Genomic DNA, 18,051 nt, shown 5'->3' with positions numbered 1-18,051 from the left:
GGGTGGCGCGGCGTTACCCTGCGCGGACGATCCTTCACAGGAGGTACGGATGCGTCGTTCCGTCGGCCGGAATGTGTCGTTCTCAGTCGTGATCGCCGTCATCGGCTCCCTCGGCGCCGCGGCCCCCGCGGCTTCGACGCCACCGGTACCGCCTCCCAAGTCCCCCGTGGCGGTGGGATACGGGGGAGCGGTGTCGAGCGTCGACGCGGACGCGTCGGCGGCCGGCATCGAGGTACTCCGCAAGGGGGGCAACGCCGTCGACGCGGCCGTCGCCACCGCCGCCGCGCTGGGTGTCACCGAGCCCTACTCGGCGGGCATCGGCGGCGGTGGGTACTTCGTCCACTACGACGCCAGGACCGGCAGCGTCCAGACCATCGACGGCCGTGAGACCGCGCCGCGCAGCGCGGACTCCTCGCTCTTCCTGGAGAACGGGCAGCCGATCCCCTTCAACGACGCCGTCACCAGCGGGCTCGGGGTCGGCACCCCCGGCACGCCCGCCACCTGGGCGAAGGCGCTCGACGCCTGGGGCAGCAAGCCGCTCGGGCGGCTGCTCGAACCGGCGGAGCGGCTGGCCCGCGACGGATTCGTCGTGGACGACACCTTCCGCTCGCAGACCGCGGCGAACCAGGCGCGGTTCGCCGACTTCCCCGCGTCCGCCGAACTCTTCCTGCCCGGCGGACAGTTGCCGGTGACCGGATCGGTGTTCAGGAATCCCGACCTCGCCCTTACCTACCGCACGCTCGGCCGTCAGGGCGTCGACGAGCTGTACCGGGGCGATCTGGCCCGGGACATCGTGTCGACCGTGCGGAAGCCCCCCGTGGACCCCTCGGCGACGCGTGTGGTGCGTCCGGGCGACCTGACGGCCAAGGACCTGAAGGCGTACAGGGCACTGCGTCAGGCCCCCACGCGAGTCGGTTACCGCGGCCTCGACGTGTACGGCATCGCGCCTTCCTCGTCCGGGGGCACGAGCGTGGGTGAGGCCCTCAACATCCTGGAGTCGACGGACCTTTCGAAGGTGAGCCGGACGCAGTACCTGCACCGCCTCATCGAGGCGAGCCGGATCGCCTTCGCCGACCGGGGCCGGTGGGTCGGCGACCCCGCGTTCGAGGACGTGCCGACGCGGGAGCTGCTCAGCCAGCGGTTCGCGGACTCGCGCGAATGCCTCATCAAGGACGACGCCGTGCTCACCAGCCCGCTCCCTCCCGGCGATCCGCGCAACCCCGCCCGTTGCGCGTCCGGGGGCGAGGCCGCGCCGACGACGTTCGAGGGTGAGAACACGACGCACCTGACGACCGCCGACAAGTGGGGCAACGTCGTCGCGTACACCCTGACGATCGAGTCGACGGGCGGCAGCGGTATCACGGTGCCGGGGCGGGGGTTCCTGCTCAACAACGAGCTGACCGACTTCTCGTTCGCGCCGGCGAACCCGGCGGTCCACGACCCGAATCTGCCCGGTCCGGCCAAGCGTCCGCGCTCCTCGATCTCCCCGACCATCGTGCTGGAACACGGAAAGCCCGTACTGGCCCTGGGATCGCCTGGCGGCGCCACGATCATCACCACGGTCCTGCAGTCCCTGACCGGTCACCTTGACAGGGGGCTGCCGCTCGTCGAGGCGATCGCCGCCCCGCGTGCCAGCCAGCGCAACTCGGCCACGACCGAGATCGAGCCGGGGCTGTGGGACAGCCCGGTGCGCGGGGAGTTGGAGGCCCTCGGGCACGTGTTCAAGGCGAACCCTGAGATCGGGGCCGCCACGGGCATCCAGCGCCTCCCCGGAGGGCGCTGGCTCGCGGCAGCCGAAAAGGTGCGGCGCGGGGGCGGGTCGGCCATGGTGGTATCGCCGAGCGGCGGTTCGTGACCGATCGGCACAAGCACAGGCCTCGGGGCCGGAAGGGCGTGGTTCATCGCGCCCTTCCGGCCCCGAGGCCTTGACGCGGCCGGTTGCCCACCCGCCGGGCCGCGTCGGCAAGGAGGAGCCCGCCAGGGTTCCTCGTGTCCAGTGAAAGGGCAACCACTACGGTGCGTACGCGAACGCTCTTCCTCTCCGCGCTCTCCGGCGCCGCTCTCCTCGCAGCGGCACTCCCCGCCACCGCTGTCGCGGACGGCGAAAGCCCGGTCGGGGCGGCCGAACTGCTGGCCAAGGTGAAGAACTGCGCCCCGGTCTCCCAGGGGAAGTACCGGACCGACCAGAGTGCGGCGGCCGCCACGGTCCCGGTCTGCGGGACCGACGAGGTCGTGTTCTGGGAGGCCGACATGGACATCGACTGCGACGGCCAGGTCAGTACCGTCTGCAACACGAGGACGGACCCCTCGTTCCAGCCCCAGACAGCTTTCCAGGGGTCGGACGGCAAGTACCTGGACTCCTCCGAGGTGCCCTACGTCGTCGTCCCCGGCCCCGGCCCGCTCTGGAACTACACCACGTCGGGGATCAAGGGCGGCGGCGTGGTCGCCGTCATCCACGGCGACAAGGTCCGCTACGCCGTCGTCGGGGACACCGGGCCCACCGGAATCATCGGCGAGGGCTCGTACGCCCTGGCCCAGTCGCTCGGCATCGATCCGGACCCGAAGACCGGAGGCACGCCTTCCGGAGTCACCTACATCCTCTTCAGGAACTCCAAGGCGTCACCGATCGAGAGTCCTGCCGCCGCCGTCAGTGCCGGCGAGGCGCTCGCCCGGAAGTTCGCCGGGCAGGCCTGAGCGGGCGCTCGGAGGGCTTCAGGATGCGGCGGCCGTCGTCCGGGACGGCCCCCGTGTGTCCGGAACGGGCCCGGCCGCCGTCACTCGCTCGGAGGGTCCGCCCGCCGCATCCGTCATGAGTCGCATCGCACCAATTACTATACCGGTCATACCGGTATTAGAATGACGGCATGGTTCGCAATCCACTGACCCCCGAAGAGCGCCGCCGCGGCGAGCGGCTCGGCGAACTGCTGCGTGCGGCGCGTGGTGAGCGCAGCATGGTCGCCGTCGCCGCGAGCGCCGGGATCTCGGCCGAGACCCTCCGCAAGATCGAGACGGGCAGGGCCCCCACTCCCGCGTTCTTCACGGTGGCGGCGCTCGCGGGGGTCCTCGGCATCTCGATGGACGAGCTGCTCGCGCTGACCGTCCCGGAGTCCGCGCAGGTCCCGGAGCCGCTGCCCGAACCGGGGCGGCTGCCGCTCACGGCGTGACCCGAGTAGGGTCGCAGCCGTGACCCTCCAGGACTTCGCCCGCAGCGAGTACGTCAGCCTGACCACCTACCGCAGGGACGGCACGCCGGTGGCCACGCCCGTCTGGGCGGCCGCGGACGGCGACATCCTCTACGTCTGGACCCGCTCCGACTCCTGGAAGGTCAAGCGGCTGCGCAACGACAGCCGGGTGCGCGTCACCGTCTGCGACGCCCGCGGCCGGATCGCCGACGGCGCACCGAGCGCCGAGGGGACGGCTCGTCTCGTCGAGGGCGACGCGATGGCGGGGGTGCGCAAGGCGCTCACCCGCAAGTACACCTGGAAGTTCTGGCTCGTGGACGTGCCCGCCACGCTCGCACGGCTCGGCAAGCGGCCCCACACGGGGATCGCCGTCACCTTCTGACGGGGGCGCACCGGGCGCGGCCGTGCTCCGGACGCCCCATGCCTGAAAAGCGCGCGTAGCCCGCCCGTAACACGCCTGCGGTCGAATGCCCGCGGACTGGAGTGCTCCAGTCCCGGGCGACCGACGAGGGCGACGGTGACAGTGCATCAGCACGCGGTGGAAGTAAGGACGTTCGCACAGTACCTACGAGACATGGCTGCATCGCTCGACCCCGGCCGGGGCTGGTACGGCGTCTTCTGCGCACGGGATCCCGCAGGGATGGGTGCCTGCTTCGACGGCTCCGAGGTGCCGCCCTGGGACGTGGTCGAGTCGCTGCTCCAGGACCTCGCCGCCGCGCGCGGCGCCGCGTACGCCGCGCAGGAGTCCGTACGGGCCGCGGCGCTGTGCGCCGCCTCGGCCGCCGCGTACGACAGGCGCCCGGGCGGCCGGCAGGCCCTCGCCGACCGGCTCGACGTGATGCTCCTCGAACAGGCGGACGCCGCCCGGCGGTTGCGGGACGCGGACGGAGCGGCGGCCGAAGGCGGGGAGCCGGACGTCCTGGCCTGGGCGCGGGACGACCACGCCCGTGCCACGGCGCGCTGTGCGGAGCTCCGCGACCGGCTCGCGGCGGTGGAGCGGACCGTGCCGGTGCCGGACGCCTGGTTCCGCGGACAGGACGGCGCGACTGCGCCGGCCGCGGGGGGAGCGCCCTCGATTCCCGGCACACGTCACCCGGCGGGGGCCGCGTCCGAAGCCGGGGGCTCCGGACCGGACGCCGCGTCCGTACCCCCCGCGTCCGCGCCCCGTCGCAGGAAGCCCCGCGGTGCGCGCTTCGCGGGCCTGGAGGCCGAGGGTGAGGCGGAGGCGAACCCGGTGCCGTCGGCCGGACCCGGCCTGCCTGCCGCCCCGGCGGCCACCGCCCCGCGCGGTGCCCGCTTCCGTGGCGCTCCGGCCGAGGGGCGTGCGGCCCAGGCCCCCTCCCCGCGCGCACCGGAGTCCGGCCCCGCCGCACGCCGGGCCGCCGAGGACGTCGTCGCAACACTCGTACGGCTGCGCGCGGAAGGCCGGAGCGGTGAGGCGCACGTGGTGCTCTGCGAAGCGGCCGCATGGCCCCCGGAGCGGCTGCCGGTCCTCGCCGCCGCCCTGCACGGGGCGGGCCTGGAGGCCGACTGGGCGACCCTGCTGTGGGAGATGTCCTCGCTCACCCCCGCCGAACTCGCCGCGGCAGCGGGCGCGCTGGCTTCCGCGGGCCACGCCGACGACTGCGGGCAACTGCTGCGGCAGGGGGTGGCGCGGCCCGCAGGCGAGGTCGCCGACGCCGTCGTCGCCCTCGACCGGGCGGGCCTGGAGGCGGAGGCGCGGGCGCTGCTGGGCGCGTTCGTCCGCACACGGACCCCGCAGGACGCGGCGCGCATCGCCGAGGGCGGGCCCCGCCACCTCGTGCCCCGGCTGCTCGCGGCCGCACGCGAGGTGTCGGCGGCGCGCGAGTGGGATCTGGTCCACGCGCTACGGGTCTCGGGCATCGCGGCGCCGTAGGCCGAACGTCCGGAGGCCGGAGCGCGCTCTGCCGTACGGGGCGGCGTGTGGTAGCTGCACGTTGCCAGTACACACGGGCTTGGGGAGATAAATCGGAACGAACCCCCTATCGTCATTCGAGGCATACCACACAAGTGGTACATGTCCCCCCAGTGATGTGGAGGCACCATGCTTACCAAGGAGTTCGCTCTCACCGCGACACCCGCGCAGACCACCACGCTGAGCGCGCTGATGGCCGAGCCCGAGGCCACCGTCAGCGACGCCCCGCTCTACACCCCCGAGGCGGCGGGCTTCCTGCTCGCACTCCTCCTCCTTTCTCCCAAGGAGCCGAAGGAGCCCCGGGGCAAGTGAGTTCCCACTCCGCATTCGCCGAGGCGGCCGACGCCCTGGCAGTCAGTGTCCTCGGTGCCCTCAGTGGCACCGGGGGCGCTGTGCAGCTGGCGCGGTACGTCGACGACGCCCCCGACACCCTCGCGGCCCTGGCGGCCGTCCGGGTGCTGGGTGCCGACGTCTTCAGCCCCCACCTCCTCAAGGACGCCCCCTTCCAGGCGCAGGACGCGGCCGTCGTGGCCAAGGCGTTCGACGCGTTCCCCGCGTCCGACGCCCCCGACGAGCCAGCGGTCGCCCACCGCGACCACGCCACCGCGGTCCTGCTCGCCCGGCTCTCCGGGGACGACACCCTGCGGACGGCCGTGCCGGTACCGCCGGACGACGTCGTCCTCGTGCCGTCCGACGACTGGAGCGGCTGGTGCGTCCGGATGGCCCAGCTCGCCCCGCTCGCGACCCTCGGGCTCGACGGCCCGGTCCACCGGGCGGCCCACGACGGGGTGCTGTCCCTGAGCCGCGGAGTCAGCCGCTCGATCCTGCGCCGCGACTTCCCCACCGCCCTGCGCCTCGTCCGATGGCTGGCCTGGCTGCGGTACGAGGGCGCCGAACTGCCCCTGGACCCGGACGTCGCGGCCGAACACGCCTGGCTGGTGGGCGGGGCGGGCCCGCGCACCGCCCTGGACCTGGCGATCGCCCGGCACTTCCTCGAACAGCGGCCCGGTACGCCCCCCAAGGAGACGGCACGCCCATGACGACGATCCCCGAGCCGGTCACCCGGGCCGCCCGCAGCATGGCGGACCGTGCGCTGTCGTGGCTGCACGCCAACCGGAACCTCGGCGGCCTGCCGCCCGACACGACCGAGACCATGGCCGACCCCGACAGCGTCTACAAGCCGCTGGGGGAGACCACCCTCGCGGCCTCCCTGATCCTGCGCGACGGAGTCGCGGGCCCCGGCCGTCTGGCAGCCGCCCAGAGCCTGATGGACTTCACCTGGGAGCAGTTCAGGCGCGGCGACATGATCTACGAACGCCAGCTCCGCCACACCCTGATGACGGATCCCCTGGAGATGTACGCCCCCTTCGTCCGTTGCGGCTACCGGCACGAAGGGCTCGACCGCCTCCTCGCCCACCGTTCCCGGATGCGGTCGGCCGGCAGCGTGGAGGTCCTGCCCAACCGCCGGCTCGCCGTCGCCAACGCCGCCCGGATCGTCGGGCTGCGGCCCACGGAGGACATGGGCGCCCTCGCCGCGGCGACCTGGCTCGGCGCCCGGCCCGAGCCGTGGGCCGTCAACTGGATCACGGCCTACGCGGTGACCCACACCGTCTTCCACCTCACCGACTGGGGCGCGGATCCCGGCGGGCTGCCGCCCGAACTCGCCGACTACGTACGCACCTGGCTCCCCGTCTGGATCGACGTCTGGCGCGAGGTCGGGCAGTGGGACCTGGTCACGGAGCTGCTCATCGTCGGTGCCTCCATCGAGGACCCGTACTTCCGGCCGGAGGACTGGGAGGCGGTCGCCGCGCTCCAGCACGAGGACGGACTCGTGCCCCGCGACAGCGACCCCGTGGACGACGACCCGCAGCAGCGGTTCACCGACCACCAGCACACCGTCGTCGTCGCGGCCGTCGCGGGATCCATCGCGCTCGCCAGGGCGGGGCAGCGGTGAGGGAGTGACCCCCACGCCGCTGGCCGCCGCACTCCGTCCCCTGCTGGAGGCCGCTCGCGGCCCGGCGGCGGCGGTCGCGGCGGTGCGGGGCGGCGAGCGCGCGGTGCTCTGCCACGGACCTGCCGGGGAGGGCTCCCGGTTCGAGACGGGCTCGCTGACGAAGACCTTCACCGCCCTGCTGCTCGCGGAACTCGCGGCCCGGGGCGAGGTCCGCTACGGCGACCGGGCCGACCGCTACCTCCCGTTCCGGCTACCCGGGCCGCCCCTCACCCTCCTGCACCTGGCCACCCACACCTCGGGCCTGCCGCGCCTGCCCCCTGGACTGCTCACCCGGGCGGTCCGCAGCGGATGGCTCGGCAACCCCTACGCCGGCTTCGGCGAGGACGACCTCCTCGCCTCGCTGCGCCGCACCCCGCTGCGGCACAGCCCCGGAAGCAGGGTGCACTACTCCAACTTCGGCGGGGGGCTGCTGGGCCACGTCCTCGCCAGGGCGGCGGGCGGCGCCGGAGGGGACTACGCCGCCCTGCTGGCCGAGCGCGTCACCGGGCCGCTCGGCCTGACCGACACGGACTGCGACCCCAACCGCCCTCAGTTGAAAGGACATTGGCACGGCCGCCCCCGCCCCGCCCTGCTGATGCCCGGACTGACCGCGGCGGGGGCGGTGCGGTCCAGCGCCCGCGACCTGCTGCGCGTCCTGACCTTGCTGCTGCACCCGGACACCGCTCCGGACCCCGTGCTGCGCACCGCGCTGGCCGAGGTGCAGCGGCCACGGCTGCGGGTGCCGAGGACCGGTTCACGGCTTTGCCTCATCTGGAACCTCCGTCCGCGCCCGGACGGCGCGCTGCTCCACCACTCCGGAGGGACCCGTGGCTTCACCGCCTTCGCGGGCTTCCTCCCCGCGTCGGGCACGGGGCTGGTGGCCCTCACGAACACGGCTCCCACCCCGCTCGCGCCGTTCGTCCAGTCCGCCTACGGAGCTCTGCGCGGACTGGGTTCCGCACCCTCCGGGGAGGTATGGACCGCTCGGGTATGAAACATGATCGACTCCGCCGGTTCACGGCGATGGTCTTGCCCCGTCGTGTGACGGGGCTTACGTTCTCCTCCTATGCACCGTGTCTACGGGCGTAGAGAACACAGAGGCTCTCTGACGCCGCGTCGAAGGAGCAGCTCATGTCCCACGTCGTACGCGCCGCACTCGTCCAGGCGACCTGGACCGGCGACACCGAATCCATGATCGCCAAACACGAGGAACACGCTCGCGAGGCCGCCCGGCAGGGCGCGCGGATCATCGGCTTCCAGGAGGTGTTCAACGCCCCCTACTTCTGCCAGGTCCAGGAGCCGGAGCACTACCGCTGGGCCGAACCCGTCCCGGACGGGCCGACGGTACGGCGCATGAGTGAACTGGCCCGCGAGACGGGCATGGTCGTCGTCGTGCCGGTCTTCGAGATCGAGCAGTCCGGCTTCTACTACAACACCGCGGCGGTGATCGACGCCGACGGCTCGTACCTCGGCAAGTACCGCAAGCACCACATCCCGCAGGTCAAGGGCTTCTGGGAGAAGTACTACTTCAAGCCGGGCAACGCCGGCTGGCCGGTCTTCGACACCGCCGTCGGCAAGGTCGGCGTCTACATCTGCTACGACCGGCACTTCCCCGAAGGGTGGCGCCAACTCGGACTCAACGGAGCCCAGTTGGTGTACAACCCGTCCGCCACCTCGCGAGGCCTCTCCAGCCACCTGTGGCAGCTGGAACAGCCCGCCTCCGCCGTCGCCAACGAATACTTCGTCGCCGCGATCAACCGCGTCGGCCAGGAGGAGTACGGCGACAACGACTTCTACGGCACGAGCTACTTCGTCGATCCACGGGGGCAGTTCGTCGGTGACGTCGCGAGCGACAAGGAGGAGGAACTCGTCGTACGCGACCTCGACTTCGGGCTGATCGAGGAGGTACGCCGGCAATGGGCGTTCTACCGGGACCGCAGGCCGGACGCGTACGACGGGCTGGTGGAGCCGTGACGGGGCTGCACGAACGGCACCTGGCCGTCAGCCCCGAGTGGCTGGCGCTCTACTACCGGCACCCCCTCGAACTCACCCACGGCGAGGGGCGCCACGTCTGGGACGCGGACGGCAACCGCTACCTCGACTTCTTCGGCGGCATCCTCACCACGATGACCGCGCACGCCCTGCCCGAGGTGACCAAGGCCGTCTCGGAGCAGGCCGGCCGTCTCGTCCACTCCTCGACGCTCTACCTCAACCGCCCCATGGTCGAGCTCGCCGAGCGGGTCGGCGCCCTCTCCGGCATCCCCGACGCCCGGGTCTTCTTCACCACCTCGGGCACCGAGGCCAATGACACGGCCCTGCTGCTGGCAACCGCCCACCGCGGGTCCAACCAGATCCTGGCGATGCGCAACAGCTACCACGGCAGGTCGTTCTCGGCGGTGTCCGTCACAGGCAACCGGTCCTGGTCGACCACCAGCCTGTCGCCACTGCAGACGCTGTACGTCCACGGCGGGGTCCGCACCCGCGGACCGTACGCCGAGCTGAGCGACGAACGGTTCATCGAGGCCTGTGTGGCCGATCTGGAGGACCTGCTCGGACACACCAGGGGCGTCGCGGCTCTGATCGCCGAACCCGTCCAGGGGGTCGGCGGGTTCACCGCACCGCCCGACGGGCTGTACGCGGCGTTCCGCGAGGTCCTCGACCGGCACGGCATCCTGTGGATCTCCGACGAGGTGCAGACGGGCTGGGGACGCACGGGCGACCACTTCTGGGGCTGGCAGGCCCACGCGTCGAGCGGGCCGCCCGACATCCTCACCTTCGCCAAGGGCATCGGCAACGGCATGTCCATCGGCGGAGTCGTCGCCCGCGCGGACGTCATGAACTGCCTCGACGCCAACTCCATCTCGACGTTCGGCGGTTCCCCGGTCACCATGGCGGCGGGGCTCGCCAATCTCTCCTACCTGCTGGAGCACGACCTCCAGGGCAACGCCCGGCGGGTCGGCGGCCTGCTGATCGAGCGGCTGAGGGCGGTCGGCGCGAGCTCACCCGCCGTACGGGAGGTACGCGGCCGGGGGCTCATGATCGGCATCGAGCTCGTGAAGCCCGGCACCGACGAGGCAGATCCGGAGGCCGCCGCCGCCGTCCTCGAAGCGGCCCGCGCCGGCGGGCTGCTCATCGGGAAGGGCGGGGGCCACAACACCAGCGTGCTGCGGATCGCGCCACCGCTGTCGCTGACCGTCGCCGAGGCCGAGGAGGGCGCCGAGATCCTGGGCGAGGCACTGCACGCGGCAACCTGAGAGCAGGTGCCCCGCGGCAGGACCCCGCCGCGGGGCGGCCCGCGTCCCCGTACGTCATCACGCACCCGGTCCACACGTACGGACCGGTTCTGCCACCGCGAGGAGGGACACATGAGCCGCACCGTCATCCACGGCGGCCTCGTCGTCACCGCGTCCGACGAGATCCACGCCGATGTTCTCATCGAGGGCGGCCGCATCGCCGCCCTCGCCGCCCACGGCACCGACGCCGCGACGGGCTGGAGCGCGGACCGCAGGATCGACGCCACGGGAATGTACGTCGTCCCGGGCGGAGTCGACGCGCACACGCACATGGAGATGCCGTTCGGCGGGACCTACGCCGCCGACACCTTCGAGACGGGCACCCGGGCCGCCGCGTGGGGCGGCACCACCACGATCGTCGACTTCGCCATCCAGAGCATGGGGCACTCCCTGCGGGAGGGGCTCGACACCTGGCACGCGAAGGCCGACGGCAACTGCGCCGTCGACTACGGCTTCCACATGATCCTCTCGGATGTGAACGAGTCCTCGCTCAAGGAGATGAACCGCCTCGTCGCCGAGGGCGTCACCTCGTTCAAACTCTTCATGGCCTACCCGGGCGTGTTCTACAGCGACGACGGCCGGATCCTCCGCGCGATGCAACGGGCCTCCGGCAACGGCGGCCTGATCATGATGCACGCGGAGAACGGCATCGCCATCGACGTCCTGGTCGAGCAGGCGCTCGCCGAGGGGCGCACCGATCCGCGCCACCACGGCGACGTCCGCAAGGTGGCGCTGGAGGCGGAGGCCACGCACCGCGCGATCCAGCTCGCGCGGGTCGCCGGAGCGCCGCTGTACGTCGTCCATGTCTCCGCCGACGAAGCGGTCGCCGAGATCGCCGCCGCCCGCCACAAGGGGCTCCCGGTCTTCGGCGAGACCTGCCCGCAGTACCTGTTCCTCTCGACGGACAACCTGGCCGAGCCCGGCTTCGAGGGCGCGAAGTACGTCTGCTCGACCCCGCTGCGCCCCCGCGAGCACCAGGAGGCGCTCTGGCGCGGTCTGCGGAACAACGAGCTCCAGGTCGTCTCGACCGACCACTGTCCCTTCTGCTTCTCGGGCCAGAAGGAGATGGGCAGGGAGGACTTCTCGAAGATCCCCAACGGCATGCCGGGGGTGGAGAACCGGATGGACCTGCTCCATCAGGCCGTCGTGGACGGCCACATCTCACGCCGGCGCTGGATCGAGATCGCCTGCGCGTCCCCCGCCAGGATGTTCGGGCTCTATCCGAAGAAGGGCACCATCGCACCGGGTGCCGACGCGGACGTCGTCGTCTACGACCCCGGCGCGGAGCAGACCATCTCCGCGCGGACCCACCACATGAACGTCGACTACTCCGCCTACGAGGGCAAGCGTGTGACGGGCCAGGTCAGGACCGTGCTGTCGAGGGGTGTACCGGTGATCGAGGACGGCGCGTACGTGGGTCACGCGGGCCACGGGACGTACCTGCCGCGGGGCACCTGCCAGTACCTGTGACCGTCGTGCCGCCTCCTCGCCGGGCGGCACGACGGCGGGGCGGGTGCGGACCGCGGGCCGACGGGTGGGAAGCGGTGCTTCCCTACTCCTTCACGAAGGCCAGGAGGTCGGGGTTGATGACGTCAGGATGTGTCGAGAGCATCCCGTGGGGATAGCCCTCGTAGCTCTTCAGCCTGCCGTTCGGCAGGAGCTTCGCCGAGAGCGGGCCCGCGTCCTCGTAGGGGACGATCTGGTCGTCGGTGCCGTGGGCGACCAGTACCGGCACCTCGATCTTCTTCAGGTCCTCGGTGAAGTCGGTCTCCGAGAAGGCCTTGATGCACTCGTAGTGGGCGTTGGCCGCGCCCCGCATGCCCTGCCTCCACCAGTTGTCGATCAGCCCCTGCGACACCTCGGCGCCGGGGCGGTTGAACCCGTAGAACGGACCCGACGGCACCTCGATGTAGAACTGGGCGCGGTTGGCCGCCAGGGAGGCGCGGAACCCGTCGAAGACCTCGATCGGCAGACCACCCGGATTCGACGCGGACTTCACCATGACCGGGGGTACGGCACTGACGAGGACCGCCTTGGCCACCCGGCCCGGCTCGGCCCGGGCGACGTACCGGGCCACTTCGCCCCCGCCGGTGGAGTGGCCGATGTGCACGGCCTGCCGCAGGTCGAGCGCCTCGGCCAGCACCGACACGTCCGCCGCGTAGGTGTCCATGTCGTGGCCAGCCGCGCTCTGGGTGGAGCGCCCGTGGCCTCGCCGGTCGTGGGCGATCACGCGATAGCCCTGGGCGAGGAAGAACAGCATCTGGCTGTCCCAGTCGTCCGCGCTGAGCGGCCAACCGTGGTGGAACACGATCGGCTGGGCGTCGCGCGGGCCCCAGTCCTTGTAGAAGATCTCCGTGCCGTCAACCGTGGCGACCGTGCCCATGGCCGATCCTTCCGCTCGAAGTGCTCGTGCGTGGAGTGCTGCTCGTGCGCGGAACGGGCGGGAACAGGCCTGTTCCGCAGGGCGGGAACTGTCACCACCCAGGAGGCCGAAAACTGGCCCAAACGCCACAAACGATACCGCTCATGCCCCGAATGCTCATTTTGTGGAGGCTGTGCGGCCCGCCCGCCGGACGGGAGCACCCACCCTTGGGCGATGCCCGCGACGCGCCCGCACGGCGGCCGACCTACGGGGTCCGGCGTGGCTCGATGTGGAAAGCTCTGTCGCGGCACGACGCTCACGGACGTGCCCACCGAGCCGCTCCGGCGCGCCCCGGGACATCTGAGGACCGCTGCCCGCGCCGGTCCCGGCGTCCGCAGACCCACGTTCCCCGCCAGCACCGGACCAGGAGCATCTGTATGGATTTCGGACTCGTCCTCCAGACCGACCCGCCCGCCTCGGCCGTCGTCGGGCTCATGCGCCGAGCGGAACGCAACGGCTTCCGCTACGGCTGGACCTTCGACTCGACCGTGCTGTGGCAGGAGCCCTTCGTCATCTACAGCCGGATCCTGGAGCACACCGACCGGATGATCGTCGGGCCGATGGTGACGAACCCGGGGACCCGCACCTGGGAGGTCACGGCCTCCACGTTCGCCACCCTCAACGAGATGTACGGGAACCGCACCGTCTGCGGCATCGGGCGCGGCGACTCGGCGATGAGAGTGGCGGGCCGCAGACCCAACACCCTGGCCAGACTGGGCGAGGCGATCGACGTGATCAGGGACCTCGCCGAGGGGCGCGAGGCCGTCGTCGACGGACAGCCGGTCCGTATCCCGTGGGTGAAGGACGGCAGGCTGCCCGTCTGGATGGGCGCGTACGGGCCGAAGGCCCTCGCCCTGGCCGGGGAGAAGGCCGACGGCTTCATTCTCCAGCTGGCCGATCCCTACCTCACCGAGTGGATGGTGAAGGCGGTGCGCGACGCGGCAGCCGCGGCCGGGCGTGACCCGGACTCCGTCACCATCTGCGTCGCGGCGCCCGCCTACGTGAGCGAGGACCTGGACCACGCGCGCGAGCAGTGCCGCTGGTTCGGCGGCATGGTCGGCAACCACGTGGCCGACCTCGTCTCCCGTTACGGCGAGCACTCCGCTCTCGTGCCCGAGGCCCTCACGGCGTACATCGCCGGACGCTCCGGATACGACTACAGCCATCACGGCCGCACCGGGAACCCGGACACGGCCTTCGTCCCCGACGAGATCGTGGACCGCTTCTGCCTGCTGGGGCCCGCCGACGCCCACATCGAGAAGCTCCAGGTCCTGCGCGACCTGGGTGTCGACCAGTTCGCCGTCTACGACATGCACGACGCGAGGGAGGCGACCATCGACGCCTACGGCTCCACGATCATCCCCGCACTGTCCGCCTGACCCTCACGCCCCGGCGGCGGCTCCCCGGGCGGAGGGACACGAATCTCCGGCCCGGGTTCGCCGGTCAGGAGCTGGGCGGGTACGGGGAGCCGGCGAGCATCTGGGCCAGGTGCGCCGCGTTGACGGCGAGGGTGCGGGTCGCGGAGGCGACCGCGTCGGGTGTCCGGTCCATATCCTGGTAGTCGGTGCCGTGCCGAGCTTCGCCGACCCAGTAGGTCACAGCTCCGGGAGCCAGTGAGAAGCCCAGGCCGTCGAGTCCCTGGAAGAGATCCGCGCTGACCTTGTGCGCGCCGTCCTCGTTCCCCACGACCGCGGCGATGCCCACCTTGCCGTAGGTAGGTCAACTGACGCCCCTCGTCATCCGTTTCGGAGATGTCGGCGTTCATGCGTTCGAGGACGCGCCGGCACAGGCTCGAAGGGTGCCCCAGCCGGATGGGAGTGGACACGAGCACGATGTCCGCGGCCATCAGTTTCTGCCGCAGCCCCGGCCAGGCGTCTCCCCGGCCCATGTCCTGGGCGACTCCCGGCCGCACGTCGTGGTCGACGACGCGTACCGGTTCCCCCTGTACGCCGAGGGTCGCGAGTTCGGCCATGATCTGCTCGGCGAGCAGTTCGCTGCTCGAGCGCCCGGGGGACGGTGACAAAGTGCAGACGAGTGCGAGTGCGCGAGTCATGTCGGTGAACTCCTTCGGATATCGAACGGATCTCGTGTCGCGATTGCACCGTTCCGCAGGGCGGCATCCCGGACGCGTCCAACACGCACGGCTGAGGTGCGGCGCGTGCTGACGGACGGGACAGTGGGACGCGGGGTCGTGATACCGACCGAGAAGCGGAGTGCCCATCGTGACCAAGAAGAAGAACCTGAAAAAGGACGACAGTGTCTCCTGGCAGAGTCATGGGCACTCCGTGCAGGGGAAGGTGAAGGGAAAGATCACGAAGCGAACCGAGGCCGCCGGGCGCTCTGTCGACGCTTCGAAGGACGAGCCGCAGTACGAGGTCGAGAGCGACGAGACCGGTCGACGGGCGGTGCACAAGCCGGATTCGCTTCGCAGGAAGAGTTCGTCGTCGTGAGCGAGGAGCGCGCCCCGACAGTGACGTGACGGACACCCGTCAGCGGTCTTCCCTCATGGGCCGGGACGCGACCCGCGGGGCATTGGAGTGACGCTCGCACTCGCGTCCTGGCGGAGACCGCGAACAGTGCGCTGCGTACCGCGTGACTGCTCAAGTGGTGGCCCTAATATGCCGTCAGTGAATTATCGGGGGACGCCCGGCGGTCGACCGACTGCGGATACACATGCACCGGAGAGAAATCTCTGAAGGAGAGGTACATATGGCCGAAGGAACAGTGCAGGTATTCAACGCCGAGAAGGGTTACGGATACATCCGCCCCAGCGCCGGCGGGCCGGAAATCATCGTCCACTTCTCGGCGATCATCGAGGCGTGTCCCGTGGGGCTCGTGGCGGGGCAGACGGTGAGTTTCGACGTCGTCCAGCGTCGGCGCGGACCCGAAGCGGAGCGGGTGCAGCTTTCGCAACCGCGCTGAGCGCGCGCCGGGCCGGCGTCCGAGCAGGCCGGACGGCACGACCGACGCGGGCCGCCCGACGGAACGCTCCCGTCATGGACGCCGACCTGCGCGGTCGCGGTGGGTGAGCCGGCTCTGGAGGAGGGACAGGGCGCCGGTGTGCCGTCCACGCAGGGCCGCCCTCGCCGCGTTGGCTCCGGGCGCACCGTGGACTCCTCCTCCGGGGTGCGCGGAGGAGGACGCGAGGAACAGACCGGGAACGGGAGTCTCCGGGCGCCCGGTGCCGGGGGAGGGGCGGAAGACCAGCTGCTGGTGCATGGCCGTGGTGCCGCCGTTGATGGCGCCGCCGCGGAGGTTGGCGTCCATGCTCTCCATCGTCGGCGGGGCGAGGATGCGCCGGGCCCTGATGAGGCCGCGGAACCCGGGAGCGTAGCGCTCGACCTGTACCTCGACGCGGTCGGCCATGAGCTCCTGCTCCCCGATGTCCCATGAACCGGACAGTCCCTCGCCCCCGGCGTCCCCCCGCACGTGGTGCGGTACGTGCGTGTAGGCCCACGCGGACTCGGTGCCCCGGGGCGAGCGGCCGGGGTCGGTCGTGGTCATCTGGCCGAAGAGCGCGAAAGGCTGGTCGGGGACACGTCCCATGGCGATCTGCGCCGCGAAACGGGTGAGGCCGTCAACGCCCTCCGCCAGGTGGACGGTTCCGGCGCGCGCGGCCTCCGGGCAGGCCCAGGGAACCGGGCCGTTCAGTGCCCAGTCGACCTTGAACGTGGCGAAGTCCCACTGGAAGCGCTCCAGGTCCGCCAGCAGCCGCCCGGGCAGGTGGCGCTCGGCCACCAGGGATCCGTACAGAGCCGGTGCGGACACATCGGCCAGGACCGCCCTGCGGGCGGGCACCTCCTCGCCGCTCCTCGTGCGGACGCCGACTGCCCTTCCCGCGCGCACGACGACCTCGGTGACCTGTTCCCCGCAGCGGACGGTGCCGCCACGGCGGGCCAGGCGGCGGACGAGCGCGCCGGTGAGCGCTCCGGAGCCGCCGGTGGGCACGGGAAAGCCGTAGGTCTGGGCGAGCATGGACATGAGCCAGCCGAAGCCCCCGCTGCCCGCCGACTCCGGGGCGAGGTCCGCGTGCAGGGCATTGCCCGCGAGCAGGAGCCTGCCGCCCTCGCCCCGGAACTCCTCCTCGCCCAGCCGCCGCACCGGCAGCACCATCGTCCTGGCCAGCCGGAGCCCGCCGGCCGCGCGCAGCCGCAGCGCCAGCCGAGCCCCGGCGCGGAGTGGGGGGAAGGGCGTGAACAAGGCGTCGAGGATGTCGGGCCGTACCGTCTCCCAGACCTCCCGCAGGTCCTTCCACGCGGCTCCGTCCCCGGGAGCGAACGTCTCCAGGCTCGCCGCGGTCTCGTCCGGGTCGCGGCTGAGGACCGCGCAGCGCCCGTCCAGCAGGGGGTGGGCCAGTACCTTCGGCGCGTGGCTCCATCCCAGGCCCTCGCGCTCCAGACGCAGGCCGGCCAGGACGGGGGAGGCGGCGGCGAGGGGGTAGAAGGAGCTGAAGAGGTCGCTGGCGAAGTCAGGGTGGACCCCGTGGTCGTGCCGGACCGCGCCTCCGGGCTCTTCCTGGGCCTCCAGAACCTCCACGCTCCAGCCCGCATCGGCCAGGAGGTTCGCGGCGACCAGCCCGTTGGGGCCCGCCCCGATCACTACAGCGTCCGGCATGACTGGCTCCTGGCTCGGTGCGCGGATCCGCACGGTGTCCGGCGGCTGTTTCCGGTCCCGGTACTGCTTCCGGTCCCGGTGCCGGTTCAGGTCCCGCGCGGCAGCGGATTCCCCGCGTCCTGGCCGGCCTCGGCGTCCTCGCACAGCCGGGCGAGACGCCCGAGCATGGCGCGGTGCCGCACCTGTTGCGCCACCTCCAGGAGACCGTTGTGCAGGGCGCCCCCGGCGCCGCGCAACGGGTGTTCGTCGAAGATGAGCAAGGTGTTCTCACCCCAGGGCCGCAGCTCCATCGCGATCCTCGCCGTACCGAGTCGGCCGCTGTCGGCCTCCAGTTCGAGGACGGACGTCGGCTCGCTGCGGCGCACGACGGTCCGGTTGTGCAGGGTCAGCGGTCCGAGCGCGATCTCGTAGCGCAGGGCCGCCCCCACTTCCGGCCACCGACCCTCGTCGGGCTCGGCCCGTGACGTGCCGACGACCCAGTCCCCGTAGCGCTCGGCGTCGGAGAGGACCCGCCAGACGTCCTCGGGCGATTTCCTGATCAGACGGTGCCGTACGGCCATGTCGTCCTCCGCCGTTCGAAGGGCCGCGTCGCTCTCTGCGCTTTCCTACGC

18 protein-coding genes and 1 pseudogene are annotated in these 18,051 nt (G+C 71.8%); 15 read left to right on the top strand and 4 right to left on the bottom strand.

Going from position 1 to position 18,051, the window contains the following annotated elements; translation table 11 throughout:
* The first annotated feature begins 49 nt into the window (after positions 1-49).
* From ggt to hydA, 12 genes are all read left to right on the top strand, one after another.
* Positions 50-1,855 carry a gamma-glutamyltransferase gene (gene ggt, locus P8A20_RS05420; RefSeq protein WP_306102985.1) on the top strand — a complete coding sequence of 602 codons (1,806 nt, stop codon included), beginning with the start codon at positions 50-52 and terminating at the stop codon, positions 1,853-1,855.
* A 161-nt stretch (positions 1,856-2,016) separates the two neighbouring features.
* Positions 2,017-2,694 (top strand): glycoside hydrolase family 75 protein, encoded by a 678-nt coding sequence (locus tag P8A20_RS05415; protein ID WP_147960162.1) that lies wholly within the window; start codon positions 2,017-2,019, stop codon positions 2,692-2,694.
* Between the two features lie 170 nt (positions 2,695-2,864).
* On the top strand, positions 2,865-3,164 hold the full coding sequence (locus tag P8A20_RS05410) for a helix-turn-helix domain-containing protein (RefSeq protein WP_306102984.1): 300 nt from the start codon (positions 2,865-2,867) through the stop codon (positions 3,162-3,164).
* Positions 3,165-3,183: 19 nt separating this feature from the next.
* A complete protein-coding gene (locus tag P8A20_RS05405) occupies positions 3,184-3,564 on the top strand; it encodes a PPOX class F420-dependent oxidoreductase (protein ID WP_147960164.1) in 381 nt (126 codons plus the stop codon).
* Positions 3,565-3,699: 135 nt separating this feature from the next.
* The gene (locus tag P8A20_RS05400; RefSeq protein WP_147960165.1) at positions 3,700-5,079 is read left to right on the top strand and encodes a hypothetical protein; all 1,380 of its coding nucleotides are present in this window, start codon (positions 3,700-3,702) and stop codon (positions 5,077-5,079) included.
* 168 nt (positions 5,080-5,247) lie between these two features.
* Positions 5,248-5,430, top strand: coding sequence for a hypothetical protein (locus P8A20_RS05395; protein ID WP_306102983.1), 183 nt, complete (start codon positions 5,248-5,250; stop codon positions 5,428-5,430).
* Entirely contained in the window at positions 5,427-6,158 is a 732-nt protein-coding gene (locus P8A20_RS05390) for a hypothetical protein (RefSeq protein WP_306102982.1), read from the top strand. Before P8A20_RS05395 ends, P8A20_RS05390 begins: the two co-directional genes overlap by 4 nt.
* On the top strand, positions 6,155-7,072 hold the full coding sequence (locus P8A20_RS05385; RefSeq protein WP_147960168.1) for a DUF6895 family protein: 918 nt from the start codon (positions 6,155-6,157) through the stop codon (positions 7,070-7,072). The genes P8A20_RS05390 and P8A20_RS05385 overlap by 4 nt, the downstream gene beginning before the upstream one ends.
* A gap of 4 nt (positions 7,073-7,076) precedes the next feature.
* On the top strand, positions 7,077-8,105 hold the full coding sequence (locus P8A20_RS05380; RefSeq protein WP_306102981.1) for a serine hydrolase domain-containing protein: 1,029 nt from the start codon (positions 7,077-7,079) through the stop codon (positions 8,103-8,105).
* 137 nt (positions 8,106-8,242) lie between these two features.
* Positions 8,243-9,085: a nitrilase-related carbon-nitrogen hydrolase gene (locus P8A20_RS05375; protein ID WP_147960170.1), complete on the top strand. Its 843-nt coding sequence runs from the start codon at positions 8,243-8,245 to the stop codon at positions 9,083-9,085.
* Complete coding sequence (locus P8A20_RS05370) at positions 9,082-10,365, top strand: aspartate aminotransferase family protein (protein ID WP_306102980.1); 1,284 nt, start codon at positions 9,082-9,084, stop codon at positions 10,363-10,365. The genes P8A20_RS05375 and P8A20_RS05370 overlap by 4 nt, the downstream gene beginning before the upstream one ends.
* A gap of 111 nt (positions 10,366-10,476) precedes the next feature.
* Positions 10,477-11,874, top strand: a complete 1,398-nt coding sequence (hydA, locus tag P8A20_RS05365; RefSeq protein WP_306102979.1) for a dihydropyrimidinase — start codon at positions 10,477-10,479, stop codon at positions 11,872-11,874.
* A gap of 82 nt (positions 11,875-11,956) precedes the next feature.
* On the opposite strand, the gene P8A20_RS05360 is transcribed toward hydA, so the two are convergent.
* Positions 11,957-12,787: an alpha/beta fold hydrolase gene (locus P8A20_RS05360; RefSeq protein WP_147958090.1), complete on the bottom strand. Its 831-nt coding sequence runs from the start codon at positions 12,785-12,787 to the stop codon at positions 11,957-11,959.
* Between the two features lie 416 nt (positions 12,788-13,203).
* Between P8A20_RS05360 and P8A20_RS05355 the strand changes: the two genes are divergently transcribed.
* On the top strand, positions 13,204-14,205 hold the full coding sequence (locus P8A20_RS05355; protein ID WP_147958089.1) for a TIGR03842 family LLM class F420-dependent oxidoreductase: 1,002 nt from the start codon (positions 13,204-13,206) through the stop codon (positions 14,203-14,205).
* Positions 14,206-14,269: 64 nt separating this feature from the next.
* On the opposite strand, the pseudogene P8A20_RS05350 reads toward P8A20_RS05355, so the two are convergent.
* Positions 14,270-14,879: pseudogene (locus P8A20_RS05350) on the bottom strand (flavodoxin family protein).
* 169 nt (positions 14,880-15,048) lie between these two features.
* On the opposite strand from P8A20_RS05350, the gene P8A20_RS05345 reads away from it, so the two are divergent.
* Both P8A20_RS05345 and P8A20_RS05340 read left to right on the top strand, forming a co-directional pair.
* Entirely contained in the window at positions 15,049-15,276 is a 228-nt protein-coding gene (locus P8A20_RS05345; RefSeq protein WP_147958088.1) for a hypervirulence associated TUDOR domain-containing protein, read from the top strand.
* Between the two features lie 259 nt (positions 15,277-15,535).
* Positions 15,536-15,748, top strand: a complete 213-nt coding sequence (locus P8A20_RS05340) for a cold-shock protein (protein ID WP_147958087.1) — start codon at positions 15,536-15,538, stop codon at positions 15,746-15,748.
* Between the two features lie 72 nt (positions 15,749-15,820).
* Here P8A20_RS05340 and P8A20_RS05335 read toward each other — a convergent pair whose 3' ends face one another.
* Together P8A20_RS05335 and P8A20_RS05330 are read right to left on the bottom strand one after the other, a co-directional pair.
* Positions 15,821-17,440 carry a phytoene desaturase family protein gene (locus P8A20_RS05335; RefSeq protein ID WP_147958086.1) on the bottom strand — a complete coding sequence of 540 codons (1,620 nt, stop codon included), beginning with the start codon at positions 17,438-17,440 and terminating at the stop codon, positions 15,821-15,823.
* A gap of 86 nt (positions 17,441-17,526) precedes the next feature.
* Positions 17,527-18,000 carry an SRPBCC family protein gene (locus tag P8A20_RS05330; protein ID WP_147958085.1) on the bottom strand — a complete coding sequence of 158 codons (474 nt, stop codon included), beginning with the start codon at positions 17,998-18,000 and terminating at the stop codon, positions 17,527-17,529.
* Positions 18,001-18,051: the final 51 nt, after the last annotated feature.

This window comes from Streptomyces sp. Alt3, from assembly GCF_030719215.1.
GTDB classification, from domain to species: domain Bacteria; phylum Actinomycetota; class Actinomycetes; order Streptomycetales; family Streptomycetaceae; genus Streptomyces; species Streptomyces glycanivorans.
This window is presented reverse-complemented; position numbering and strand designations above follow the sequence as displayed.

Coding starts and splice junctions, on each gene's coding strand:
- P8A20_RS05385 (WP_147960168.1), top strand. CDS start 6,155: ATGACGACGATCCCCGAGCCGGTCACCCGGGCCGCCCGCAGCATGGCG.
- hydA (WP_306102979.1), top strand. CDS start 10,477: ATGAGCCGCACCGTCATCCACGGCGGCCTCGTCGTCACCGCGTCCGAC.
- P8A20_RS05355 (WP_147958089.1), top strand. CDS start 13,204: ATGGATTTCGGACTCGTCCTCCAGACCGACCCGCCCGCCTCGGCCGTC.
- P8A20_RS05395 (WP_306102983.1), top strand. CDS start 5,248: ATGCTTACCAAGGAGTTCGCTCTCACCGCGACACCCGCGCAGACCACC.
- P8A20_RS05335 (WP_147958086.1), bottom strand. CDS start 17,440: ATGCCGGACGCTGTAGTGATCGGGGCGGGCCCCAACGGGCTGGTCGCC.
- P8A20_RS05340 (WP_147958087.1), top strand. CDS start 15,536: ATGGCCGAAGGAACAGTGCAGGTATTCAACGCCGAGAAGGGTTACGGA.
- P8A20_RS05360 (WP_147958090.1), bottom strand. CDS start 12,787: ATGGGCACGGTCGCCACGGTTGACGGCACGGAGATCTTCTACAAGGAC.
- P8A20_RS05375 (WP_147960170.1), top strand. CDS start 8,243: ATGTCCCACGTCGTACGCGCCGCACTCGTCCAGGCGACCTGGACCGGC.
- ggt (WP_306102985.1), top strand. CDS start 50: ATGCGTCGTTCCGTCGGCCGGAATGTGTCGTTCTCAGTCGTGATCGCC.
- P8A20_RS05410 (WP_306102984.1), top strand. CDS start 2,865: ATGGTTCGCAATCCACTGACCCCCGAAGAGCGCCGCCGCGGCGAGCGG.
- P8A20_RS05330 (WP_147958085.1), bottom strand. CDS start 18,000: ATGGCCGTACGGCACCGTCTGATCAGGAAATCGCCCGAGGACGTCTGG.